The 25,682-nt window shown below is 62.7% G+C and carries 20 protein-coding genes, 1 other RNA gene and 1 riboswitch; of the genes, 17 read left to right on the top strand and 4 right to left on the bottom strand.

All coding sequences use genetic code 11. The features are described from left to right. Positions 1–99: 99 nt before the first annotated feature. Positions 100–504, bottom strand: coding sequence for a ferric iron uptake transcriptional regulator (gene fur / locus A6723_RS03270; protein WP_009613072.1), 405 nt, complete (start codon positions 502–504; stop codon positions 100–102). A gap of 96 nt (positions 505–600) precedes the next feature. Between fur and A6723_RS03265 the strand changes: the two genes are divergently transcribed. After that, positions 601–1,137: an outer membrane protein assembly factor BamE gene (locus A6723_RS03265; protein ID WP_024765307.1), complete on the top strand. Its 537-nt coding sequence runs from the start codon at positions 601–603 to the stop codon at positions 1,135–1,137. Between the two features lie 71 nt (positions 1,138–1,208). Here A6723_RS03265 and A6723_RS03260 read toward each other — a convergent pair whose 3' ends face one another. Further along, a complete protein-coding gene (locus tag A6723_RS03260; RefSeq protein WP_054910600.1) occupies positions 1,209–1,517 on the bottom strand; it encodes an RnfH family protein in 309 nt (102 codons plus the stop codon). Then, the gene (locus A6723_RS03255; RefSeq protein ID WP_024765305.1) at positions 1,510–1,944 is read right to left on the bottom strand and encodes a type II toxin-antitoxin system RatA family toxin; all 435 of its coding nucleotides are present in this window, start codon (positions 1,942–1,944) and stop codon (positions 1,510–1,512) included. The genes A6723_RS03260 and A6723_RS03255 overlap by 8 nt, the downstream gene beginning before the upstream one ends. Before the next feature lie 176 nt (positions 1,945–2,120). On the opposite strand from A6723_RS03255, the gene smpB reads away from it, so the two are divergent. Next, positions 2,121–2,600, top strand: a complete 480-nt coding sequence (gene smpB / locus A6723_RS03250) for an SsrA-binding protein SmpB (RefSeq protein WP_017518965.1) — start codon at positions 2,121–2,123, stop codon at positions 2,598–2,600. Between the two features lie 36 nt (positions 2,601–2,636). On the opposite strand, the gene A6723_RS03245 is transcribed toward smpB, so the two are convergent. Next, positions 2,637–3,413: an FCD domain-containing protein gene (locus A6723_RS03245; RefSeq protein ID WP_054910599.1), complete on the bottom strand. Its 777-nt coding sequence runs from the start codon at positions 3,411–3,413 to the stop codon at positions 2,637–2,639. Between the two features lie 343 nt (positions 3,414–3,756). Between A6723_RS03245 and A6723_RS03240 the strand changes: the two genes are divergently transcribed. From A6723_RS03240 to A6723_RS03170, 15 genes are all read left to right on the top strand, one after another. Continuing rightward, positions 3,757–5,436, top strand: a complete 1,680-nt coding sequence (locus tag A6723_RS03240) for a lactate permease LctP family transporter (protein WP_064979555.1) — start codon at positions 3,757–3,759, stop codon at positions 5,434–5,436. A gap of 161 nt (positions 5,437–5,597) precedes the next feature. Beyond that, positions 5,598–6,743, top strand: a complete 1,146-nt coding sequence (gene lldD, locus A6723_RS03235; protein ID WP_054911207.1) for an FMN-dependent L-lactate dehydrogenase LldD — start codon at positions 5,598–5,600, stop codon at positions 6,741–6,743. A gap of 186 nt (positions 6,744–6,929) precedes the next feature. Continuing rightward, the gene (locus tag A6723_RS03230; RefSeq protein WP_054911206.1) at positions 6,930–9,737 is read left to right on the top strand and encodes an FAD-binding and (Fe-S)-binding domain-containing protein; all 2,808 of its coding nucleotides are present in this window, start codon (positions 6,930–6,932) and stop codon (positions 9,735–9,737) included. Positions 9,738–9,958: 221 nt separating this feature from the next. Then, positions 9,959–10,636: a response regulator gene (locus tag A6723_RS03225; RefSeq protein ID WP_054911205.1), complete on the top strand. Its 678-nt coding sequence runs from the start codon at positions 9,959–9,961 to the stop codon at positions 10,634–10,636. 47 nt (positions 10,637–10,683) lie between these two features. Further along, a complete protein-coding gene (locus tag A6723_RS03220) occupies positions 10,684–12,030 on the top strand; it encodes a HAMP domain-containing sensor histidine kinase (RefSeq protein ID WP_054911209.1) in 1,347 nt (448 codons plus the stop codon). Positions 12,031–12,121: 91 nt separating this feature from the next. Beyond that, complete coding sequence (locus tag A6723_RS03215) at positions 12,122–12,388, top strand: hypothetical protein (RefSeq protein WP_054911204.1); 267 nt, start codon at positions 12,122–12,124, stop codon at positions 12,386–12,388. 151 nt (positions 12,389–12,539) lie between these two features. After that, positions 12,540–15,824: a carboxyl transferase domain-containing protein gene (locus tag A6723_RS03210; RefSeq protein ID WP_054911203.1), complete on the top strand. Its 3,285-nt coding sequence runs from the start codon at positions 12,540–12,542 to the stop codon at positions 15,822–15,824. A 37-nt stretch (positions 15,825–15,861) separates the two neighbouring features. Then, a riboswitch (yybP-ykoY riboswitch) is annotated at positions 15,862–16,033 on the top strand. A gap of 52 nt (positions 16,034–16,085) precedes the next feature. Further along, positions 16,086–17,099: a sodium:calcium antiporter gene (locus A6723_RS03205; RefSeq protein WP_054911202.1), complete on the top strand. Its 1,014-nt coding sequence runs from the start codon at positions 16,086–16,088 to the stop codon at positions 17,097–17,099. Between the two features lie 86 nt (positions 17,100–17,185). Next, complete coding sequence (locus A6723_RS03200; protein ID WP_054911201.1) at positions 17,186–17,863, top strand: type 1 glutamine amidotransferase domain-containing protein; 678 nt, start codon at positions 17,186–17,188, stop codon at positions 17,861–17,863. 73 nt (positions 17,864–17,936) lie between these two features. Continuing rightward, positions 17,937–18,294, top strand: a transfer-messenger RNA (tmRNA) gene (ssrA, locus tag A6723_RS03195). Between the two features lie 185 nt (positions 18,295–18,479). Next, a complete protein-coding gene (locus A6723_RS03190; RefSeq protein ID WP_043318597.1) occupies positions 18,480–19,736 on the top strand; it encodes an integrase domain-containing protein in 1,257 nt (418 codons plus the stop codon). An 816-nt stretch (positions 19,737–20,552) separates the two neighbouring features. Further along, entirely contained in the window at positions 20,553–23,279 is a 2,727-nt protein-coding gene (locus A6723_RS03185) for an N-6 DNA methylase (RefSeq protein WP_043318599.1), read from the top strand. A 9-nt stretch (positions 23,280–23,288) separates the two neighbouring features. Continuing rightward, positions 23,289–24,005: a hypothetical protein gene (locus A6723_RS31605; RefSeq protein WP_139092879.1), complete on the top strand. Its 717-nt coding sequence runs from the start codon at positions 23,289–23,291 to the stop codon at positions 24,003–24,005. 228 nt (positions 24,006–24,233) lie between these two features. Continuing rightward, on the top strand, positions 24,234–24,563 hold the full coding sequence (locus A6723_RS03175; protein WP_023094888.1) for a hypothetical protein: 330 nt from the start codon (positions 24,234–24,236) through the stop codon (positions 24,561–24,563). A 94-nt stretch (positions 24,564–24,657) separates the two neighbouring features. Then, entirely contained in the window at positions 24,658–25,626 is a 969-nt protein-coding gene (locus A6723_RS03170; RefSeq protein ID WP_042929544.1) for a DUF932 domain-containing protein, read from the top strand. Positions 25,627–25,682 lie beyond the last annotated feature (56 nt).

Below are 25,682 nucleotides of genomic sequence, written 5' to 3'. Positions count from 1 at the left end.
TGGGCCTCTTTTGTAGGAGCGAGCTTGCTCGCTCCTACAAAAGAGGCCCACAAACGAAAACGGCGACCCGAGGGTCGCCGTTTCTGCATCTGCGTACGCTTACTTCTTCTTGCGCACGTAGAGCACCAAGTTGTGATCGACGAGCTCGAAGCCGCGCTCCTTGACGATCTCTTTCTGGCGTTTCTCGATTTCCGAGTCCATGAACTCGATGACTTCGCCGGTATCGACGCAGACCATGTGGTCATGGTGACCGCTGTCGGCCAGCTCGAAGACGGCATGGCCGCCATCGAAGTTGTGGCGCACCACCAGGCCGGCGGCTTCGAACTGGGTCAGGACGCGGTAGACAGTGGCCAGACCGACGTCTTCACCCGCCTCCATCAGCGCTTTGTAAACATCCTCTGCGCTCATGTGGCGCTGCTCGGCGGAGTCGAGCATCTGGAGGATCTTGACGCGCGGCAGCGTGACCTTGAGTCCGGCTTTGCGCAGTTCGCTATTTTCAACCATGTGTGCTTTCTCGCCGCGGAATGCTTCGCAGCACCCCTCAATACAGGTATGATCGGGATTTCGTCGCTCAGCCAAGATAGTGGAAGTCACCCCTTGATGCAAAACGCCAAGCTCATGCTGACCAGTCTCGCTTTCGGGCTGGGACTCGCCGCACTCGCCGGTTGCTCGTTCCCGGGGGTCTACAAGATCGATATCCAGCAGGGCAACGTTGTAACGCAGGATATGATAGACCAGTTGAAGCCCGGAATGACCCGACGCCAAGTGCGGTTTATCATGGGCAACCCGTTGATCGTGGATACTTTCCACCCCAATCGCTGGGATTACCTGTACAGCATCCAGCCCGGCGGCGGTCAGCGCCAGCAGGAGCGGATGAGCCTGTATTTCGGCCAGAACGACCAACTGGTCGGCCTGAACGGCGACTTCATGCCCGGCGTCAGCCGCGACGAGTCGATCCTCGGCAAGGATGGCGTCACCCCGCCACTGGCCCCGGAAGCGCCTCAGCAGCAGCCCGAGCAACCCAAGGAGCAACCGGCCAAGCCCGGCTCCGTGGAAGAGCAGATCCAGAAGGAAGTCGATCAGGTGGAAACCGTACCGATCCCGACTCCGGAACCGCTGGACAAGAATCCCCAGTAAGGGATTCGCACCAACGAAAAAGCCCGGCCAATGCCGGGCTTTTTGTTGCCTGTGATTTCACTTCCGGAGATTCAACCGCGCGCCGCCTTGGCTCTTGCCGCGCGCTGCTTGCGCACTTCCTTGGGGTCGGCGATCAGCGGGCGATAGATTTCAACCCGCTCCCCCTCCTCCAGCACACGCTCATCGGGCCTGGCTACCACCTTGCCGAAGATGCCCAGCGGACAGCTCTGCACATCCAGATCGGGAAAATGAGCGGAAATATCCGACAGCACCACCGCCTCGCGCATCCGCGTGCCACGGGGAACACTCAGGCGCAGCAGCATCTGTTTTTCCGGCAAGGCGTAGACCACCTCGATAGCGATGCTCGCGGATTCAACCATGCAACTGCTTGGCGCGCTGGCAGAAGGCGTCGACCATGGTGTTCGCTGCCTGGGTGAACAGCGGGCCGAGCGTGGCTTTCACCAGCGCCCCGGCGTAGTCGAAGGTCAGGTCCAGGGAAATCTTGCAGGCCTTGTCGCCCAGCGCCTTGAAGGTCCACACCCCATGCAGTTGGGTGAACGGCCCCTCCTCAAGGTTCATCTCGATGCTCTGCCCCGGCACCAGCACGTTACGGGTGGTGAAGCGCTGGGTAATGCTGCCCTTGGCCACGGTCAGCTCGGCGCGCATGGCGGTATCGCTTTCCGCAAGCACGGTGGAGGCCGAACACCAGGGCAGGAACTCCGGGTAGCGCGCCACATCGTTGACCAGGTCGTACAGCGCCTTCGCCGGATAGGGCAGCAGGGCCGAACGCTGGATATGCGTGCTCATAGATTTCTCGCTTTGTGTTGTGGGGCATCTGACCGGCATCTGACCGGACAGCAGCGCCCTCTGATCAAAAAAACAGCGCGCATTCTCCGAGATTAGCCACGCACCCTCAAGCTTGCATGCCGTCGCATGCTGTCCCGATAGCGGCGCGGCGAGTGACTCCCTATAATGCGCGGCCTATGGCTAAACAGAAGAAACACCCTTCGGGGACTATCGCGCAGAACAAGAAGGCTCTGCACGACTACTTCATCGAGCAGCGCTTCGAGGCGGGCGTCGCCCTGGCCGGCTGGGAAGTGAAAAGCCTGCGCGCCGGCAAGGCGCAGCTGGTGGACAGCTACGTGCTGCTCAAGGATGGCGAGGCCTGGCTGCTGGGCAGCCACATCACGCCGCTGACCACTGCCAGCACTCACGTCATCGCCGACCCGGTGCGCACGCGCAAGCTGCTGCTGCACAAACGCGAGCTGGGCAAGTTGTTCGGTGCCGTGCAGCAGAAAGGCTACGCCTGCGTCGCGCTGTCGATGTACTGGAAGAAGCACCTGATCAAGTGCGAGATCGCACTGGCCAAGGGCAAGAAAGAGTACGACAAGCGTGGCACCGAGAAGGAGCGCGACTCCGATCGTGAGATCCAGCGCGCCATCCGTCACGGCAAGGACGACTGAGCCCCCACCCGCCCTCCTGCGAGGGCGTGTTGCAGATCAGGCATCCACCGCGCCCTGGCGTCGCTGTGCCCGCTGCAGGCGTAACTCTTTCGCCTGTACCTCGGCCAGCACTTCCTGCACGTAGTCGATATGCCGCTGGGAAATCTCCCGCGCAGCCTCCGCGTGCCCGCCGACAATTGCCTCGTACAACTCGCGGTGCTGGCGCATCAACTGCTCGCGGGTCTCGTCGCGTTGCGCGTACATCCCGCCGATGTTGGTCACCACGTTGCGCTTGAGCAGGTCGAACAGCCCGCGGATGGTGTGCAGCAGGACAGCGTTATGGCTGGCCTCGGCGATGGCCAGGTGGAAGGCTGCGTCCGCCGCGCCTTCTTCCGCACGGCTCACCTTGCCAACACGCTGGTAGCAATCCTGCAGGGCATCGAACGCCTGCTTCAGGCGCTGGTGATCCACCTCGGTCGCGCGCTGCGCCGCGTAGTAGGCGCAGGAACCTTCGAGGGTATGGCGGAATTCCAACAGGTCGCGCTGCGCCTCCGGGTTGCTTTCCAGCAGGTGCAGCAACGGGTCGCTGAACATCGAGCCCAATCCCTCGCTGACATAGTTGCCCCCACCCTGGCGGCTGACCAGCAACCCCTTGGCGCCGAGCTTCTGGATCGCCTCGCGCAGTGAGGGCCGCGACACGCCGAACTGCTCGGCCAGCACGCGCTCGGCGGGCAAGCGCTCGCCGGCCTTGAGAGTGCCCTCGAGGATCATCGCCTCCAGCCGCTCGACGATGTCGTCCGACAAACGGCGCTGCTTGACCTGACCAAAACTCATCTTCGTGAACTCCCTCGCTCCATCACTCTGGGCCGCGCTCCAGGCCGCTATCTGCGCAGTGCGCGGCAGCCTACCCAGCGCGGACTTGCGCAACAAGAGCATCGCGCCTTTCCGAACGCCCTCGACAAAAGTCGCAGAGCAGCAAATTGACACGCCGCCAGCAGGGCTTTTACCCTGAGCGCTCAGCCTTGTAAATTGGTAATACCAATTTACCGCAAGCTGCATTACACGACAACATAAAGCCGCGATCAGTCGACCGTCTGCCCACGCGCCACAAGCGCACCGGAATCGCCCGACCGGCAACCAGGCCCTCCACCCAAAAACAATTAGGGAGCCAACACAGATGCAAACCTGGCAGCAGATCTATACCCCGCTCGGCAGCCTCGGCCTGTCCGCGCTGGTCGCCGTCATCCCGATCGTGTTCTTCTTCCTCGCCCTCGCCGTGTTCCGCCTCAAGGGCCACGTCGCCGGCAGCATCACCCTCGCCCTTTCCGTTATCATCGCCATTGCCGCCTTCGGCATGCCCGCCGACATGGCCATCGCCGCTGCCGGCTATGGCTTCGCCTACGGCCTGTGGCCGATCGCCTGGATCATCGTCGCGGCGGTGTTCCTCTACAAACTCACGGTCAAGAGCGGCCAGTTCGAAGTGATCCGCAGCTCGGTGCTGTCGATCACCGGCGACCAGCGCCTGCAGGTGCTGCTGATCGGCTTCTCCTTCGGCGCCTTCCTTGAAGGTGCGGCGGGCTTCGGCGCACCGGTGGCAATCACTGCCGCCTTGCTCGTCGGCCTGGGCTTCAACCCGCTGTACGCCGCCGGCCTGTGCCTGATCGCCAACACCGCGCCGGTGGCCTTTGGCGCCCTGGGCATCCCGATCATCGTGGCCGGCCAGGTCACCGGTATCGACGCCTTCAAGATCGGCGCCATGACCGGCCGCCAACTGCCATTCCTGTCGATCCTCGTACCGTTCTGGCTGGTGTTCATGATGGACGGCTTCAAGGGTGTGAAGGAAACCTGGCCGGCCGCACTGGTCGCCGGCGGCAGCTTCGCCATCACCCAGTACTTCACCTCCAACTTCATCGGCCCGGAGCTGCCGGACATCACCTCCGCACTGGTCAGCCTGATTTCCCTGACCCTGTTCCTCAAGGTCTGGCAGCCGGCCAGCGAGCGTGCAGTGGTCGCTACCGCAGGTGGCGCGGCGGTAATGGGTAGCGGCAACGGCGCTCGCAGTACCGAACCGTCGCCCTACAGCTTCGGCGAAATCCTCAAAGCCTGGTCGCCCTTCCTGGTACTGACCGTACTGGTCACCATCTGGACCCTGAAGCCGTTCAAGGCGTTGTTCGCGCCGGGCGGCGCGCTGTATAGCCTGGTGTTCAACTTCTCCATCCCGCACCTGGACCAGCTGGTGGTGAAAACCGCTCCCATCGTCGCTAACCCGACGCCGATTGCCGCCGTGTTCAAGCTGGACCCGATCTCCGCTACCGGTACCGCGATCTTCCTCTCCGCCGTGATCTCGATGCTTGTTCTGCGGATCACTGCGAAAACTGGTCTGACCACCTTCAAGGAAACCCTGCTTGAGCTGAAGTGGCCGATTCTCTCCATCGGCATGGTGCTGGCCTTCGCCTTCGTCACCAACTACTCGGGCATGTCCACCACCCTGGCGCTGGTCCTGGCCGGMACCGGCGCAGCSTTCCCGTTCTTCTCGCCTTTCCTCGGCTGGCTGGGCGTGTTCCTCACCGGTTCGGATACCTCCTCCAACGCGCTGTTCAGCTCGCTGCAAGCCACCACCGCGCACCAGATCGGCGTCAACGACACCCTCCTGGTCGCGGCCAATACCAGCGGTGGCGTGACCGGCAAGATGATCTCGCCGCAGTCCATCGCCGTGGCCTGCGCCGCCACCGGCATGGTCGGCAAGGAGTCCGACCTGTTCCGCTTCACCCTCAAGCACAGCCTGATGTTCGCCGCCATGGTGGGTCTGATCACCCTCGCGCAGGCCTACATCTTCACCGGCATGCTCGTGCATTAAGGGAGTCATCGCCGCACCGCCATTCACAGACAGAAGGGCGGTGCGGCCGGCCCAGGCGCCACGCGATAACTGCAACAAGCCCGGCAAAGCGTCTAGCTTGTTCAGGGTTCCTGCCGTCACCGTGACGCCTTAATCGACAGACCTTCACCGATGGGACGCCCATGATCATTTCTGCCTCTACCGACTACCGCGCCGCCGCCCAGCGCAAGCTGCCACCGTTCCTCTTCCACTACGCCGACGGTGGCGCCTACGCCGAGCGCACCCTGCGCAACAACGTCGACGACCTGGCCGGCATCGCCCTGCGCCAGCGCGTGCTGAAGAACATGTCCGAGCTGAGCCTGGAAACGACGCTGTTCGGCGAGAACCTGAGCATGCCCATGGCCCTGGCCCCCGTCGGACTGACCGGCATGTACGCCCGCCGCGGCGAAGTGCAGGCTGCCCGCGCGGCCGCCGCGAAAGGCATCCCCTTCACCCTGTCCACGGTGTCGGTCTGCCCCATCGAAGAAGTTGCGCCGGCCATCGACCGGCCGATGTGGTTCCAACTCTATGTGCTGAAAGACCGCGGCTTCATGCGCAACGCCCTGGAACGCGCCAAGGCGGCCGGCGTGAAGACCCTCGTATTCACCGTCGACATGCCCGTACCCGGCGCCCGCTACCGCGACGCCCACGCCGGCATGAGCGGCCCCAATGCGCCGCTGCGCCGCGTCTGGCAGGCCATGACCCACCCGCAGTGGGCGCTGGATGTCGGCCTGCTGGGCAAGCCCCACGACCTGGGCAACATCTCCAAGTACCGCGGCAACCCTACCGGCCTTGCCGACTACATCGGCTGGCTGGGCGCCAACTTCGACCCGTCCATTTCCTGGAAGGACCTGGAGTGGATCCGCGAATTCTGGGACGGCCCGATGATCATCAAAGGCATCCTCGACCCGGAAGACGCCAGGGACGCAGTGAAATTCGGCGCCGACGGCATCGTCGTCTCCAACCACGGCGGCCGCCAGCTCGACGGTGTACTCTCCAGCGCCCGCGCCCTGCCAGCCATCGCCGATGCGGTGAAGGGTGACCTGAAGATCCTCGCCGACTCCGGCATCCGCAACGGCCTGGACGTGGTGCGCATGATCGCCCTGGGCGCCGACACGGTGCTCATCGGCCGCGCCTTCGTGTACGCCCTGGCCACCCACGGCGAGGCCGGTGTGAAGAACCTGCTGGACCTGTTCGAGAAGGAGATGCGCGTCGCCATGGTGCTAACCGGCACCAAGTCCATCGGCGAAATCAGCCGCGATTCGCTGGTGCGCGAATTCGGGCAGTAAACGCTCTGCTTTTGTAGGAGCGAGCTTGCTCGCGAACCGGGGCCCGCATGGAGCTGCGCAGGTTCGCGAGCAAGAACTAGGCGTCCCCCTCGCGCCTACAGGAAGAACGCGCTCCGGCGCGTTCGATAGAAGAACACCGATGGGCCGTCCAGCGGCCCACGCTCACCGATGATGAATGGAGCTGCCATGAGCCTCCCCGCCGCCTTCCTCGATACGGTAGAACACCTGATTCCCCGCGAACGCCGTTTCGACGACCCGCTCTCGACCCTGGCCTTCGGCACCGACGCCAGCTTCTATCGGCTGATCCCCAAGCTGGTGATCCGCGTCGAGAGCGAGGATGAAGTCGCCACGCTGCTCAAATCCGCCCACGCCCACCAGGTCGCGGTGACCTTCCGCGCTGCCGGAACCAGCCTCTCAGGCCAGGCCGTGAGCGACTCGGTACTGCTGGTGCTGGGTGACAACTGGAATGGCCGCGACATTCGCGAAGGCGGTACGCAGATCCGCCTGCAGCCCGGCGTCATCGGTGCCCAGGCCAACGCCTGGCTGGCGCCTTTCGGCCGCAAGATCGGCCCGGACCCGGCCTCGATCAATGCCTGCAAGATCGGCGGTATCGTCGCCAACAATGCCAGCGGCATGTGCTGCGGCACCGCGCAGAATAGCTACCACACCCTGGCCGGCATGCGCCTGCTGCTGGCCGATGGCACCCTGCTGGACAGCGAGTTGCCCGGGAGCATCGCCGCCTTCCGCGAAAGCCACGGCACACTGCTCGAGCAGCTCGCCGAACTGGGCCGACAGACCCGCGCCAACACCGAGTTGGCCGCGAAAATCCGCCACAAGTACCGCCTGAAGAACACCACCGGGCTGTCACTCAATGCGCTGGTCGATTACGACGAGCCGCTGGATATCCTCACCCACCTGATGGTCGGCTCCGAGGGCACCCTGGGCTTCATCAGCGCGGTGACCTACGACACCGTGCCGGACCATCCGCACAAGGCCAGCGCGCTGATCGTCTTCCCCGACGTGGAAACCTGCTGCAAGGCCGTGACCGTGCTCAAGCAGCAACCGGTCTCCGCCGTGGAGCTGCTGGACCGCCGCAGCCTGCGCTCGGTGGAGAACATGCAGGGCATGCCGGTGTGGGTGAAGAGCCTCTCCGAAGGCGCCTGCGCGCTGCTCATCGAATCCCGCGCAGCGACCCAATCGCTGCTGCACGAACAACTTGCGCAGATCAGCGCCTCCATCGCCGATTACCCGGTGGAGAAGCAGGTCGATTTCAGCGAAGACCCGGTGGTCTACAACCAGCTCTGGCGCATCCGCAAGGACACCTTCCCGGCCGTCGGTGCGGTGCGCGAGACCGGCACCACGGTGATCATCGAGGACGTCACCTTCCCCGTCGAACAGCTCGCCGAGGGCGTGAACCGCCTGATCGCCCTGTTCGACAAACACGGCTACGACGAAGCCATCCTGTTCGGCCACGCGCTGGAGGGGAACCTGCACTTCGTCTTCACCCAGGGCTTCGAGTCCCCCGAACAGATCGCCCGCTATTCGGCCTTCATGGACGACGTCGCGCACCTGGTCGCCGTGGAGTACGGCGGTTCGCTCAAGGCCGAACACGGTACTGGGCGCAACATGGCGCCCTTCGTCGAGCTGGAATGGGGCCATGACGCCTACCAGTTGATGTGGCAACTCAAGCGCCTGCTCGACCCGACCGGCATCCTCAACCCTGGCGTCGTGCTGACCGACGACCCGCAGTTGCACCTGAAGAACCTCAAGCCGCTGCCCGCCGCCGACGAGATCGTCGACAAGTGCATCGAATGCGGCTTCTGCGAGCCGGTCTGCCCGTCCAAGGGGCTGACCCTGAGCCCGCGCCAGCGCATCGTCATGTGGCGTGATATCCAGGCCAAGCGTCGTGCCGGCATCGACACCACCGAACTGGAGCGCGACTACCAGTACCAGGGCATCGACACCTGCGCCGCCACCGGCCTGTGCGCCCAGCGCTGCCCGGTGAACATCAACACCGGCGAGCTGATCAGGAAGTTGCGCAGCGAGGAAGCACACCACGCCGGCACCGCCACCTGGCTGGCGCGCAACTTCTCAACCGCCATGAAGGGCGCGAAGTTCATGCTCCACGCGGCCAACGGTGCGCGCATGATTCTGGGCGCGCCACGCCTGGCTCGCCTCAGCGCCTCCCTCAGCCACGCCAGCAAGGGCCGTGTGCCGCAGTGGACGCCAGCAATGCCGCAGCCGGTGCGCCTCGCAGCAGCGCCGCGCACACTCGATGACAGCCGCCCACGCGTGGTCTACCTGACCGCCTGCGTGTCCCGCGCCATGGGCCCGGCAGCGGCGGACGAGGAGCAGATGCCACTGATCGACAAGACCTGCCAGTTGCTGGAGAAAGCCGGCTATCAGGTGGTCTTCCCGGACAACGCCGACAACCTCTGCTGCGGCCAGCCTTTCGCCTCCAAGGGCTACCAGCAGCAGGCTGATGCCAAGCGCGACGAACTGCTCGCCGAACTGCTGCGCGCCAGCCGTGGCGGCCTCGATCCGATCTACTGCGACACCAGCCCCTGCACCCTGCGCCTGGTGCAGGACCTGGCGGACGACCGACTGAAAATCTACGACCCGGTGAAGTTCATCCGCACGCACCTGGTGGAGCGCCTGGACTTCCAGCCGCAGGACAAGCCGGTGGCCGTGCATGTCACCTGCAGCACCCAGCACCTGGGCGAAAGCCAGGCGCTGATCGACCTGGTGAAACGCTGCACCCGCGAAGTGGTGATTCCCGAGGGCATCCACTGCTGCGGTTTCGCCGGCGACAAGGGCTTCACCACGCCCGAGCTCAACGCCCACTCGCTGCGCACGCTCAAGGACGCAGTGCAGTACTGCGAGGAAGGCGTCTCCACCAGCCGCACCTGCGAGATCGGCCTGTCCGCCCACGGCGGCATCGACTATCGCGGCGTGGTCTATCTGGTGGACCGCGTGACCCGCGCAAGAGCCTAGGCACTGACCATACCGGGAGCCTGGAGCTTTTCGTAGGAGCGAGCTTGCTCGCGAACCGCCTGACGCCGACGCGGCCGACGGCTTTTCGCGAGCAAGCTCGCTCCTGCAGGTTCGCCCCTTAACTTCACGTTAAGCGAGCGCTGCCACCCTTTGCCGCAAAACCGCCGCGGCGGCTATCCTGCTCGAGACGGCGGCGGAGCTGCACGAAAAAGGGGGCGACCATGAGAATCCTGTTGGCAGAAGACGACCAGTTGCTGGGCGATGGCATTCGCGCGGGGCTGGGACTGGAAGGCGACACCGTGGACTGGGTAAACGACGGTGTAGCCGCCGAGCAGGCGCTGGAAACCGACGAGTTCGACCTGCTGGTACTCGACCTCGGCCTGCCACGCAAGGACGGCCTGGAAGTGCTGCGCAGCCTGCGCCGGCGTGGCAATCTGACCCCCGTCCTGATCCTTACCGCCCGCGACAAGGTGGCTGATCGCGTCGCAGGCCTGGACGCTGGCGCCGACGACTACCTGACCAAACCCTTCGACCTCGACGAGCTGCTCGCCCGCGTCCGCGCCCTCACCCGCCGCCATACCGGGCGCGCCGCGCCGCTGCTGCAGCATGGAGAACTGGCTCTGGACCCGGCCACCCATCAGGTCAGCCTGGCGGGTGCACCGGTGGACCTGGCTCCGCGCGAATACGCACTGCTACGCCTGCTGCTGGAGCAACGCGGCAAGGTGCTGTCCCGTGCTCGTCTGGTGGAAGCCCTCTATGGCTGGGACGGCGATCTGGAGAGCAACGCCATCGAAGTTCACATCCACCACCTGCGGCGCAAGCTGGGCAACAGCCTGATCCGCACCGTGCGCGGCATCGGCTACGGCATCGATCGCCCCGAAAGCGCCACGCAACCTTGAGCGCTACCGTGCGCCGCGCCGGCTCCATCAGCCGCCGCCTGCTACTGATGCTGATCGGTGGCGTCTCGCTGCTCTGGCTGGTGGCCGGCCTGTTTACCTACCACCTGACGCGCGAGCAGGTGAACCGTCTCTACGATCAGGACATGATCGACTTCGGCCAGGCCGCCCTGAGCCTGGTAGACATAGCCGACGCCATCGACCCGCAATCCAGCGACGCCATGGAAATCCTCGCGCGCAGCCGCAAAGCCATCGAAGGGCTGCCGCTGATACGCCGCGAAGCCACGCTCGGTTATGCCATCTGGTACCGCGGCCAACCCCTGCTGGCCATCCACAAACCACCCAAGGGCATCGAGGCCCAGCCCCCAGGGTTCTCTGACCTGCCCAGCGGCGGGGTTAACTGGCGCGTGCTGCAGATGACCACCTCAGGTACCGATGAAGTTCGCATCTGGGTTTTCGAAGACCTGCACTACCGCCACAAGACCCTGCACCTGCTGCTATTCAGTGCCCTCTTCCCGCTACTGCTGGCTCTGCCTCTGTTTGCTGTCCTGGTGTGGTTCGGCGTACGCCAGGGCCTTGCGCCACTGCGCAGCCTGATCGAGCAGGTGCACCAGCGTAGCGCCCACAGCCTGCATCCGCTGGCCCTGAGCCGCGCACCGGTGGAAGTCCACAGCCTCGTCAACGAACTGAACCTGCTGCTGGAGCGCCTGAACTCGGCGATGGAGGCCGAACGCCGGCTGACCAGCGATGCCGCCCACGAAATCCGCACACCATTGGCAAGCCTGCGCACCCACGCCCAGGTAGCGCTGCGCTCTTCCGACCCGGCGGCCCACGCCCATGGCCTTCAGCAGGTCAGCCGCAGTGTCGAGCGGATCAGCGCGCTGATGGAACAGATTCTCCTGCTGGCGCGACTCGACGCCGAAGAGCTCCACGAAATATTCGCCCCGGTAGACCTGCGCCTACTGGCCGAAGACACCATCGCCGATCTCGCGCCGCAGGCCATCGACAAGCAGATCGAACTGACCCTCGATAGTCAGAGTGCAACCCTGAAAGGCGTCGCCGCATGGCTGGGGCTGATGCTCACCAACCTCGTCGGCAACGCCCTGCGCTACACCCCTGAAGGCGGCCACGTTGCCGTCACTCTGGAGACCAGCGATCACCAGGTGACCCTGTGGGTGCGCGACAACGGCCCCGGCGTCGCGCCAGCCGAACAGGCGGCGATCTTCACCCGCTTCTACCGCAGCCCGAACGTTGCCAGCAGCCACGGCAGCGGGCTGGGGCTGCCCATCGTCAAGCGCATCGTGGAAATCCACCACGGGCGTATTTCCCTGCACGAAGGCCTGGAAGGTGCGGGCTTGGGCGTCTGCGTCGAACTCCCGACCAACGTCGGCCAATAAACCTGAACGCAACGAAAAAAACGGCAGTCCACCCTGTACGGTCCGCTCGGACGGTCCGCTACCACCGGTCACATTTGACAGGAGTACTGCCATGAAACGTGCCGCCCTGCTCATTACCGCCGCCCTGCTGGCATCGCCGGCCTTTGCCGCCGATCTGTGCAGCGACAATATCCAGAAGCTCGATGACGCGGTGAAAACCACCACCAACAACACACAGGCCCAGGAACAGGCCATGCGCTTGCAGGAACAAGCTGCCAAGGCGCAAGCCGCCGGCAACACCAAGGAGTGCATCGCGCACACCGAAAAAGCGCTGCAGCTGCTGAAGAAAAACAGCGGCGATGGCGGAGCCAACGGGTGATGCCCGGCATGGCGACCGGCTATCCAGCCGGTCGCCGTTCATAAGGCTCGCGAAGCCTCTGGCATTCGCAGCCCCGCAGTTGATTCCGCGCCCCCCTCACACGCCTAAGATGTAGCGATTCCCGACCACAAGAATCACAACCGGAATCGCCATGCCTGTGTCCCGCCTGCTCATCGCCAACCGTGGCGAGATCGCCATTCGTATCGCCCGCGCCGCTGCAGAACTGGGCATCCACAGCCTGGCGATCTACGCCGAAGACGACGTCGCCTCACTGCACACGCGCCAGGCCGACGAAGCTGCGGCCTTGAAAGGGCGTGGCGCCAGTGCCTACCTCGATCAGCAGCAGGTCGTTGATATCGCCTTGGCGCACGGCTGCGACGCCGTGCACCCGGGCTACGGCTTCCTTTCCGAGAACGCCGAATTCGCCCGCCGCTGCAAAGCCGCCGGCCTGACCTTCGTCGGCCCCGCGGCCGAGGTACTGGATGTATTCGGTGACAAGGCCCGCGCCCGCGACCTGGCTCGTGACCATGGTGTTGCGCTGGCCGCCGGCAGCAATCGCGCCACCTCGCAGGAGGACGCCGAGCGCTTCTTCCGCGAGCTGCCCGCCGGCGCCGGAATGATGATCAAGGCCCTGGCCGGCGGCGGTGGACGCGGCATGCGCGCCGTAAGCCGCGCCGAGGACATCGCCGACGCCTACGCCCGCTGCCAGGCCGAGGCCCGCGCGGCGTTCGGCGATGATCGCCTCTACGTCGAGCGGCTGATCCAGCGCGCCCGGCATATCGAGGTGCAAGTCGTCGGCGATGGCCGCTCCGTCAGCCATCTCGGGGAACGCGACTGCACGCTGCAACGGCGCCACCAGAAGCTGCTGGAAATCGCCCCCAGCCCCAACCTCCACCCACGCCTGCGCGGCGCCATCCTCGCCGCCGCCGTGCGCCTGGCCGAGGCGGTGAACTACCGAGGCCTGGGCACCTTCGAGTTCCTGCTGGACGAGGACAGCGGCGACTTCGTGTTCATGGAAGCCAACCCGCGCCTTCAGGTGGAACATACCGTTACCGAGGCGGTGACCGGCATCGACCTGGTGCAGGCGCAACTGCGCATCGCCGCCGGAGCCAGCCTCGCTGACCTGAACCTGACCCAGACCGAAATACCCGCACCGCGCGGCTACGCCCTGCAACTGCGGATCAACCTGGAAAGCCTCGCCAGCGACGGCACACCGCATCTAGCCTGCGGCACCCTTAGCGCCTACGAGCCACCCAGCGGCCCCGGCCTGCGCGTGGACGGCTACGGCTACGCCGGTTACCGCAACAGCGCCGGCTACGACTCGCTGCTGGCCAAGCTGATCGTCCACGGCAACGGTGGTTATCCACACCTGGTACAGCGCGCCTACCGCGCACTCTGCGAGTTCCGCCTGGAAGGGGTGGCGAGCAACATCCCGCTGTTGCTCAACCTGCTGCGCCAGCCGGCGGTGGCGGACAACCAGGTCACCACGCGCTACATCGAAGAACACCTGCCGGCGCTGCTCGGTGCGCAGGACCACGCCCACCCGCACCGCTTCTTCAGCCACGCCAGCGCTGCGCCGCAAGCCCAGCGCACCGCCGAATCCCCCACCGGCTGCGTTCCGCTGGCGACGCCCAGTGCAGGTGTTCTCGTCAGCCTGAACGTGGCGCCCGGCGACGCCGTCGCCCAGGGCCAGACCATTGCAGTGGTCGAAGCGATGAAGATGGAGTTCGAGGTGAAGGCCAGCGCCAGCGGCATCGTCCACAGCCTGGCTGCCACCCCCGGCGACAGCCTCGGCGAAGGCGACGCGCTGCTGTTCGTCGAACCGGCCGACGTCCAAGCGCAGGACAACCAGAGCGAGGCCGCCATTGACCTGGACACCATCCGCACCGACCTCGCCGAAGTCCTCGAGCGCCACGCCATCGGCCTCGACGAACGTCGGCCGGACGCCGTCGCCAAGCGCCACCGGATCGGCAAGCGCACGACTCGCGAAAACCTCGCCGACCTGCTGGATGACGGCAGCTTCATCGAGTACGGCGCATTGGCCATCGCGGCACAGCGGCGGCGGCGCAGCGTCGAGGAACTGATCACCAGCAGCCCCGCCGACGGCCTGGTCAGCGGCCTGGGCAGCATCAACGCCACGCAGTTCGGCGACGAGAAAGCCCGCTGCCTGGTGCTGGCCTACGACTACACCGTGTTCGCCGGCACCCAGGGCGTAATGAACCACAAGAAGACCGACCGCATGCTGCACCTCGCCGAGCAGTGGCGCATCCCGCTGGTGCTCTACGCCGAAGGTGGCGGCGGGCGCCCGGGTGATACCGACTTCGTCGGCGTGGCCGGGCTGGACAACATGAGCTTCGTCGGCCTCGCGCGGCTCTCCGGGCTGGTGCCGCTGGTGGGCGTGGTCTCCGGCCGCTGCTTCGCCGGCAACGCCGCGCTGCTCGGTTGCTGCGACGTGATCATCGCCACCCGCGATACCAGCCTGGGCATGGCCGGCCCGGCGATGATCGAAGGTGGCGGCCTGGGCAGGTTCGCCCCCGAGGAAGTCGGCCCCAGCGACGTGCAGAGCGCCAACGGCGTGATCGACGTGCTGGTGGAAGACGAAGCCGAAGCCACCCGCATCGCCCGCCAGTACCTTGCCTACTTCCAGGGCGACACCGCCGACTGGCAGTGCGCCGACCAGCGCCTGCTGCGCCATGCGGTGCCGGAAAATCGTCTGCGCGTCTACGACATCCGCCAGGTCATCGAACAACTGGCGGACAGCGGTTCGGTGCTGGAGCTGCGCCGTGGCTTTGCCGCCGGCATGATCACCGCACTGGTGCGCATCGAAGGCAAGCCCTTCGGCCTGATCGCCAACAACCCCATGCACCTGGGTGGCGCCATCGATGCCGAAGCCGGCGACAAGGCCGCGCGCTTCATGCAGCTGTGCGACGCCTTCGACCTGCCGATCATCTCGCTGTGCGACACCCCCGGATTCATGGTCGGCCCGGAGGCGGAAAAGACCGGCACCGTGCGCCATGTCTCGCGCATGTTCGTTACCGCCGCCAGCCTTACGGTGCCCTTCTTCACCGTCGTGCTGCGCAAGGGCTACGGCCTCGGCGCGCAAGCCATGGCCGCCGGCAGCTTCCACGCGGCGCTGTTCACCGTGGCCTGGCCCAGCGGCGAATTCGGTGCCATGGGCCTGGAAGGCGCGATCCGCCTCGGCTACGCCAAGGAGCTGGCCGCCGTGGAAGATGCGCAGGAGCGCCAGGCGCTGTTCGATAAGCTGGTCGCCGCGGCCTACCGCAACGGCAAGGGCCTGAATATGGCGAGCTACCTGGAGATCGACGACGTCATCGACCCTGCCGACACTCGTCGCTGGCTGCTCCGCGGGCTGGCTTCGACGCCACGTCCGGCGCAGCGCCAGGGGAAAAAGCGTCCACTGATCGATACCTGGTAAACCATGGGTTGAGCTGCGCGGCCGATCCGCTAAAATGCGCGGCGTCATTGGGGAGTAGCCGACTGTTCCGCGAACGGGGGCGACGTCAACACACTTGGCCCGCAGGCCATGGCGTCGTCAGCAGCTTTGCCTGGCAAGACCTTTGACCACGTGATCTCCGCAACGGCCGGGGAGATGCGTGGTCATGGGTACTACACCGGCCGGGAGCTTCACCGTGATGCACCACCCCATTCCTCGCTCCACCTGTCTGGAGCTGCACGCATGCTGACCTTCATCCTTGAACTGCTCGGCATGCTGCTGGTGATCCTGGTCGCCGCCGAACTCTTCACCAACGCACTGGAACACTTTGGCGAACGCCTGGGTATCTCCGAAGGCGTCACCGGCTCGCTGTTCGCCGCCGTTGGCACGGCGCTGCCGGAAACCCTGATCCCGCTGCTCGCCCTGTTCGCCGGCACCAGCAACATCACGCTCAACGAGGAAGTCGGCGTCGGCGCCATCCTCGGCGCACCGCTGATGCTCTCTACCCTCTCCACCTGCCTGATGGCCTGCTTCGCCTGGCGCGCCCGCGGCCTGCTCGGGCGCATCCGCCCGGAACGCAGCGGCCTGCAGCGTGACCTGAACTTCTTCCTGGTCGCCTTCAGCTTCGCCACCATCGCCATGTTCGTACCGGCGGAATTGCGCTCCGTGCGCATCGCCCTCAGCGTGCTACTGGTACTCACCTACGTCGCCTACATCACCCTGACCCTGCGCGCCTCGCGGAGCCTGGTGGACGACGGCCACGGCACCGAAGCCGACCACCACATGTACCTGTCGCGCATCGGCCTGCCAACCAACCTCGCCACCATCCTGCTCCAGCTGTTGCTGGGTCTGGCGCTGCTGGTGCTGGGCGCGAAAGGCTTCATCCATGGGGTGGAAGGCCTGTCGCACCTGCTGGGCCTCTCCGCGCTGCTGCTGTCGCTGCTGATCATTCCCATCGCCACGGAGCTGCCGGAGAAGATCAACAGCATCCTCTGGGTCCGCCGCGGCCGCGACACCCTGGCCTTCGGCAACATCAGTGGCGCCATGGTCTTCCAGGGCACCCTGCTGCCTGCCATCGGCATCCTGCTCACGCCCTGGCAGCCGCGCATCGAGGTCCTCACCGGCGTGCTGATCACGCTGGGCGCCGCGTTCTGGCTGCGACTCAACGCCCAGCGCAGCAGTGGATTGCCGGTCTGGGTGCTGCTGCTCAATGGCGTGCTGTATGCCGCCTATCTGGGTGTCACCCTGTCGCGCTGACGCGCGCGGCTCATTGCCTACACTGACAGTCCGGGCTGCCGCTTCGGCGGCAGCCGCACGACTAGCGATACGCCGAAGGAGTGAGCATGAAAATCCTGGTAGTCCTGACCTCCCACGACCAGCTCGGCAACACCGGCAAGAAAACCGGGTTCTGGCTCGAGGAGTTCGCCGCGCCCTACTATGTCTTCAAGGATGCCGGCGCCAGCCTGACGCTGGCCTCGCCCAAGGGCGGCCAGCCACCGCTGGACCCCAAGAGCGACGAGGAAGACGCACAGACCCCGGCCACCCTGCGCTTCCGCCAGGACAGCCAAGCCCAGGCTGCGCTGGCCAGCACCGTGAAGCTCAGCGAGGTGAAGGCCGACGACTTCGATGCCGTCTTCTACCCCGGCGGCCACGGCCCCCTCTGGGACCTGGCCGAGGACCGCGCCTCGGTGGCCCTGATCGAAGCCTTCCACTCCAGCGGCAAGACCGTCTCCGCCGTCTGCCACGCCCCAGCCGTGTTCCGCCATCCACGTGGGCTGGACGGCCAACCACTGGTACAGGGCCGCCACGTCACGGGCTTTTCCAACAGCGAAGAGGAAGCCGTCGGCCTCACCGACGTCGTGCCCTTCCTCGTCCAGGACATGCTCAAGGCCAACGGCGCCCGCTACAGCAAGGGCCCGGACTGGCAGAGCCACGTCGAAGTCGACCGCGGCCTGATCACCGGTCAGAACCCTGCATCGTCCGAGGCCGTGGCCGAAGCCGTCCTGAAATTCCTGGCCTGACAAGCCTTTACACCGCCCCGGTGGCTATCGGGGCGGCTTTCCCGTAGAATGAATCCCGACCTTGACAGGTTTTGGGGCCGATTAGGATTCGACGCCGGTAACAAAACTCTAGGGGCATGCCGAGTAGGTGACAGTTCTCGTAAATCAGCTGCCACAACTTTATAGTTGCCAACGACGACAACTACGCCCTAGCAGCCTAAGTGCCGCTAGCAGACCCTAGGGGATGCCTGTAAACCCGAAGATTAGGTCTGTCATATAGAACAGGATCGCCGCCAAGTTCGCTGTAGACGTAACGGCTAAAACTCATACAGCTCGCTCCAAGCGCCCTGCCACTCGGGCCGCGAGGAGTTAACCTAGTAGAGATGGCTAAGCATGTAGAACCGACAGCGGAGAACTGGCGGACGGGGGTTCAAATCCCCCCGGCTCCACCAAATAACCATCTAAAGACGTCCTCGGACGTCTTTTTTTGTGCCTGAAATCCAGTAAATACGGGGCCTTCAGCGTCATCACGATCCGACAGCATCCAGCAGGATCTACGAAATTCGGTATTCCAAGTGGTATTCCAAGCCATCCACTGGTAATTTTTGGAATACCGAAACCGTTCCTGGAATACCCCATGTGCGCCCAAGCTACTCGCCTCTCGGACCTCAAGGTCAAAGCCGCCAAGCCCCAGGAGAAGGACTACGTCCTGAGCGATGGTGACGGCCTTCAAATGCGAGTGAGATGTAATGGCTCTAAGCTCTGGAACTTCAACTACCGGCATCCGGTGACGAAGAACCGGATCAACATGGGCTTCGGAACCTTCCCCGAAGTTTCATTGGCACAGGCACGCAAGCGCACCGTTGAGGCACGTGAACTTCTCGCCCATGGCATCGACCCCAAAGAGAAACGGGACGCCATGCAGCAGGCCAAGAAAGCGGCAACCGAGCACACATTCCAGAATGTAGCGACGTCCTGGTATGAGCTGAAAAAGGATGCGGTGACACAGGCCTACGCCGAGGACATCTGGCGCTCCCTCACACTGCACATCTTCCCGGACTTGGGCAGCACGCCGATTTCCGCCATCAACGCCCCCAAGGTCATCAACCTGCTCCGACCACTCGAAACCAAAGGCAGCCTTGAGACCGTTAAACGGCTGACGCAACGGCTCAACGAGATCATGACCTACGGGGTCAACTCGGGACTGATTCACGCTAACCCGCTCAGCGGTATTCGCTCTGTCTTCAAGAAACCGAAAAAGAAAAACATGGCGGCACTACCCCCTGATGAGCTGAAGGAGCTCATGGTGGCGATCGCCAATGCCAGCATCAAAAGGACGACCCGCTGCCTGATCGAATGGCAACTCCACACCATGACCCGGCCAGCAGAGGCAGCGACCACCCGCTGGGCGGACATCGACATCGAGAAGAAGATCTGGACGATTCCCGCTGAGCGCATGAAGAAACGCCGTACTCATATCGTCCCGCTCACAGAGCAGGCTCTCGCGCTACTGGAAGCAATCAAGCCCTACAGCGGACACAGGGAGTACGTATTCCCCGCAGACCGGAACCCTCGCACCCACTGCAACAGCCAGACCGCCAACATGGCGCTGAAGCGGATGGGTTTCGAAGGACGCTTAGTCAGCCATGGCATGCGTTCAATGGCCAGCACCATCCTCAACGAACACGGCTGGGATCCTGAACTGATTGAGGTAGCGCTTGCCCACGTCGACAAGGACGAGGTTCGCAGTGCCTACAACCGGGCGGACTACATCGAACGCAGGCGCCCGATGATGACCTGGTGGAGCGAACACATCCAGGAGGCTGCTACTGGCAATCTGTCTGTGTCGGCCATCAAAGAAAATCGGAGCCAAAAAGTCGTTTCAATCCGATAGGCAAAGATGCCATGACTAGCCAAGGACTCCTGACCTCCTGACGCAAGCAGCAAGCACCTATACAGGTCTCACCAGGTGCAGAGATGACCTCCGCGCCCATTAGATGCACAAACTGTGCACCCAATACACAAATCTGTGTTGGTATCCCCCACATCTGCGTATAAGATACATAGATGCGTCGAATTACAATCAGCGATCTATGCGAGTTAACTGGATATTCTCGCGACCAACTGCGCGGGCTGCTAGCCCAATTGCCCCGTTTCGCGGATAGGCATGGTGAGGCCCGAGTAGCACGGGTGTACTCAAGCACAGATGTAGTACTGGTGGTTTTGCTCTGCCGACTAGAGACGGCCTACGGCCTCAAGAGAAGCGTCGTCTCTGCTCTATGCGAACCGATTGCCATGGCCCTAACGATAGCTAGCAAGGAATGCAAGCACGCAAGCTTGGTCATGCATATCCAGGATGCAACATGCGAGTACGCCGACACGCCCCCCCTGATCGGGGATGGTCTAGTTGTCGCCTTACCCCCAATTTTTATGGCTATCGAATCTTATCTACTGCCCACGCCATTGCTATCACGAGACGTAGCATTAACAGCCCCAGACACACCCTGTAACTCCGTCAGCACAAAGACAACAGAATCATCTCTACGGGATTGCACGCATCACGAGCGCAAGCGGAGACGGTCGAATCATGCGTAACCGTATAGGCTGGTGGGATGCTTGGCTGCAATCAGAATCTTCTGCGCAGGTCAGCGGGCTAGTACGAGTGCATGGCTATCAAGCTGATGGACGACCGCCCGAGGAAGTCTCCGTAATGGAGAAGGCAGCCGAGTATGGTGCCGACGCAGTGTTCTTTGAGCTTGAGCAGTACGGCCGGAGAGCCTCGGCACAGGCATTTATTTATGGCTCCGACACACTCACAGATGATCAAGAGTTCGCCGAACGCCACCGCAAGCTCTGGAGCTGGGGAGGCGTGCCCTTGGTTTATCGACGCACGCCTGGACTGCTGCAGCTATTCCGTTGCGCGCATCGTCCTGACTTTCTCGCCAAAGACGGGAGCCTTAAGTGCAACCCCATAAAACAGCTAAACCTAGCAGCACAGATTGAGCTTGACCCCTGGTGGGATGAGGAGCGCATTCGCAATGGTACGCTTTGGACCGATCCACGCACCTGCGAGTTGCTGTTATCGAACCGAAAGGCGGCACACAAAAGCCTTTTCGATGCTTTTAAGCGCCTGAGCAATTACCTCGACGAAGAGAAAATATTACCTAAGCGTTTACGCCGCCGGTTGCTAATCCTGTCGCTGCTGATCGCCTACCTAGAACAGCGAGGCGTGTTCAGTGAGGGGTTTTTCTCGGCTTTCGTACCTGGGGCTCAACGATTTTTCGAGGTGCTGCGTAACGGCCCGGCATTGGTCCAGTTACTCGCAGCCCTAGAGGATCGCTTTAACGGTAACGTGTTTGCGCTGGAAGCATCGGAAGTCGACAAACTTCTGAACACCCAGCAATTGGAGCGCTTTGCTTGCATGATCGAAGCGCGTGAAAACCAATCGGGCCAGTTGTCATTGTGGGAACTGTATTCGTTCCGCGACCTTCCAGTCGAACTGATCAGCCAAATTTATCAGCTCTTTGTTGAGAATGCGGACAGCTCTGTTTACACCCCACCATTCCTCGTGCGCTTTTTGGTAGAAGAGGCGCTTAGCTGGGACACGCTGGATCACATTACCTCAAATCACCAAGTAATTCTGGACCCGTCCTGCGGATCGGGTGTTTTTCTTGTAGAGGCATACAAACGCCTAGTACTGCATTGGCGCCTACGCCACCAGTGGCAACGCCCGGACAAACAGGTTTTGCAAAGTTTATTGGCCTTTGTGCATGGGGTCGATCTAGAGGAGGATGCCGTCGAGCTAGCCGGCTTTAGTCTGTGCTTGGCCATGTGCGATGCCCTGCAACCGAAAGATATTCGCTGCAGCATCAAGCTCTTCCCGAACCTCCGCCAACAGACCCTGCACCATGGTTGCTTTTTTGAAGCCAAAGAGGCCGACTTACTACCCAAGAGAGTCGGTGCGATTCTAGGTAATCCGCCATTTGCGTCCACGCTACAAACAACGGCCACCCAGCGAGCCTATGCGCGGTATCAGAACGAACACGGAAAGAAGCTTCCAGATAAGCAGGTCGGCTATCTATTCCTGCATGAAGCCAGCGAAATCATGGAGGATGGCGCCACAATCTCCATGCTGCAGCAGTACAACTTTCTGTATAACCAGAATGCTCTCGCGTTTCGACACAGCTATTTAAAGCGATATTGGGTTCGCGAGATCCTTGATTTCGTTTCAGTTCGTGGCCTTTTTCAAAAAGGTGCCGCCGACACAAAGATCATCGTTGTCGTAGCACAAAAGAGGCCTCAACCCGCGAATGCCAAGCTACTGCACGCAACATTCCGCCGTACGGGCCGCATGGATGCTGAGCAAGGGCTAGACCTAGATTACTATGACCTGCACTTCGTACCGTATAGCGTCGCCCTGAAAGACGACCGCCTCTGGCGTGCCAACCTTCTGGGTGGCGGACGCGCTCTGTCGCTTGTTAACCGACTGGCACAATCACGCACACTGCGCGAATACGCTGAGCAAAACGACTGGGAAGTTGGCGAAGGCTTCATAGTGGGCCAAAGTGTCCAACGTAAGCATGCCCCTCATCTAACAGGGCATCCTTACCTTCCATCTAACGCATTGACCACAAGCGGCATCGACGAATCCCAGATCAAACCACTAGAAGATGAGCTCTTTCGGTCAGCGTACACTGAGCGACGATTCACCCCACCCATGCTCCTAATACGGGAGCAGATGCACCTCGCGCACGCCATATGGGACAAGCACTACCTGACGTATAGCCAGCGCATGGTTGGATTTTGCGCCCCGCACAAGGATCTCCCTAAGCTCAAGTCTATTGATCGCTGGTTGACCGCAGAAAAACGTACGCTGTGTGCCTATCTGGCATTGACCAGCCCCGGTCTATTTGCCCAGAAAGCAACCGCCTTACAAGCCGACGACATCTACTCGATTCCGTATCCAGTAGAGGAGACCTTCGACCTGAGCGAGAACGAACGCACCGTCGTCGACGATATCGTGGATTACCAATCGGACCTAATCCGGCTGGGAGAGTCATCAGCAGCGATGCACCAAGTTTGTGATGAAGACCTGCAAGCATATGCGGACGTGCTATCCAGACAAGTCAATGCATTGTACGGGTCTCAAAATTTCGGCTTGCGCGGTCAATACACTTGGTCAGGCGCAGTGTGCCAGGCGTATGCCTTTGGCGATACGCAAGTCGAATGGTCGGGAGCAGAGGAGTTGCGTGAGCGCATCGCAACATTACTGCACACAGAATCGCACCAGAACCTGACAATTACACGTATCTGTCGCCTATACGACCGCAGCTTCTTGTTCATTCTGAAGCCGGACCGGTTGCGCTACTGGATGCGCTCAGTCGGACTACGTGACGCCGATGATGTCTTGGCAGATCTTCGGGCTCAGGGCTATTAGAGAGGCGCGATGCTGGCGGACCGTCCCACTTCTACTGCATTAGGCGAACTAGGCTCAGGAGTTCTTTCCGAGGGCCGCTCTCGGGCTGCCATTTTGGATTTCATTTTGGACCAGCTTCCTCGCTGGCGAGATCGGCCTGACCGGCCGGCACGTACTGGCGAGACAGCGCTCACGTCGCAACTGTGCGCCCACCTTAATAGCGCAACACGCAAAACACCTGGCTGGGATTGTCTGCAATTTCGGGTGGAGGAGGCTGATGAGACGCTAGCCTCACGCAAGATCGACTTGGTGGCTGCCGCAGCTGGCGATGCATTGATCGTACAGGGCAGGAGCTATAGCGATTTCGAGACGATTCTACCGATTGAATGTAAGCGGCTGCCCATTCCTGCTGGAGGGGATCGTGATGAGCGCGAATACGTTGTAACGCGGGTTGGAGTAGGGGGCGGCATCCAGCGCTACAAAGAGGGCAAACACGGTGCAGCACATGTACGTGCAGCCATAATCGCCTACGTACAAGAACATGATTTCGATCACTGGTTTACCCTGATAGGAAACTGGATTCGAGACCTGCACATCGCAGGCAGTCCTGGCTGGTCACCAGCCGATACACTGCTCATTCAGAAACAAGACGATATAACCGGAATTGCAGTGCACGAGTCGGTCCACAACCGAACGAATCTGCCCGAGATCTACCTGCGCCATCTATGGGTGAAAATGACGCATTAGCAGGGGCACATGGACGACATACAGCGTCCCCAACCAAAGCATCTCATCGACAACCATGCCCCTCACTCAACTGCCCAGCAGGTTGTTCGCATGTAGCTGTGATGGGGTGTCTAGTATCGTGTTTGGTGCATCTTGACGCACGCAGCAATTGAACACCCGGCCAATCGATTCGAAATAATCGCAGCCCTACATAACAGCAGTGACATCCCCACCAATGAGGTTCGCCCCATGTCATTGCAGTGCCCTCGCTGTCATTCCCCCAAAGTCGCGTCCTTCCACCACGCCATGAAAGTCGGCGCCGCCATCGGCACCGTGGGCGGTGTTGCGCGTGGCGTCAGCGCTGCCCTGGCGGGTGGTCAGGCTGGCGCAGCTATCGGCGCGTTCGCCGGCCCTGTCGGCATCACCCTCGGCTCCGTGTCGGGCGCCATCCTTGGCGGCCTGGCCGGCGGCGTAGGTGGTTGCGCACTCGGTGCTCAGCTGGGTGAGTCGCTCGACCGCCACGTCCTGGCCCACAACCTCTGCCTGCTCTGCGGTCATCGCTTCAACCTGCCGGCCTGATCCGGCGCCCACGCTATCCTCATCTCAATCGTCCGGTAGGTGCTGCGCCGTGCGCGGCGCTTTATGCCGGCGCGCACCCAAAGGAATCGTTCACATGGCACATCTCGTCGAGACCATGGCCTACGCTGGCGCTACACCGTGGCACGGCCTGGGCAATCAACTCACTCAGAAACAACCCATCGAAGTCTGGCAACGCGAAGCCGGGATGGACTGGCAGATCCTGGAGAGCCCCGTGCACTTCAAATCGGATGCCGTCGGCCACCTGGGCGCGATCCATTCCTTCCCCGAACAGAAGGTGCTGTTCCGCTCGGACACCAAGGCACCGCTGTCGGTGGTCTCCCAGCGCTATCACACCGTGCAGCCGCGCGAAGTTCTGGAGTTCTACCGGGATCTGACCGAGGTCTCCGGCTACGAGCTGGAAACCGCCGGCGTACTCAAGGGCGGTCGCAAGTTCTGGGCGCTGGCACGTACCGGGCAAGGCGCTGCGCTCAAGGGCAACGACCAGGTCAACGGCTACCTGCTGCTGGCCACGTCCTGTGACGGTACCCTGGCCACCACAGCAACGCCGACCACTGTGCGGGTGGTGTGCAACAACACTCTGACCATCGCCCTGGACGGCACCAGCCGCGCGATCAAAGTGCCGCATAACACCCGCTTCGATCCCAAAGTGGTGAAGAAGCAACTCGGCATCGCCGTCTCCCAATGGGACGATTTTATGTACCGCATGCGCGCGCTGGCCGAGCGCAAGGTGCAGTGGCATGAGGCTTTGGGATTCTTCATGTCTGTGCTCTGCGAAACCAGCCCAACCGGTGCAATGCCGGAGGTATTACCGAACGAGCGCGCCCTGCGCAAAGTCCAGGAGCTATACGAAGGTCGTGGTCGCGGTAGCCTGCTGGACTCGGCACGCGGCACCGCCTGGGGCCTGCTCAACGCCGTGACCGAGTACGTCGACCACGAGCGTCGTGCGCGCAGCAACGAGTACCGCATGGACTCGGCCTGGTTCGGCCAGGGAGCGCAGATCAAACAACGCGCCCTGGATACCGCGCTGCAGCTCGTCGCTTAACCCTCACTCACACCAACCCTCGCGCCCGGTCAGCCTTGTGCTGGTCGGGCGTTTTT

Source organism: Pseudomonas sp. AU11447 (assembly GCF_001672555.2).
GTDB lineage: Bacteria > Pseudomonadota > Gammaproteobacteria > Pseudomonadales > Pseudomonadaceae > Pseudomonas > Pseudomonas nitroreducens.
Note: the sequence above shows the minus strand (reverse complement) of the source record. Positions and strands in the feature narration are given on the sequence as shown.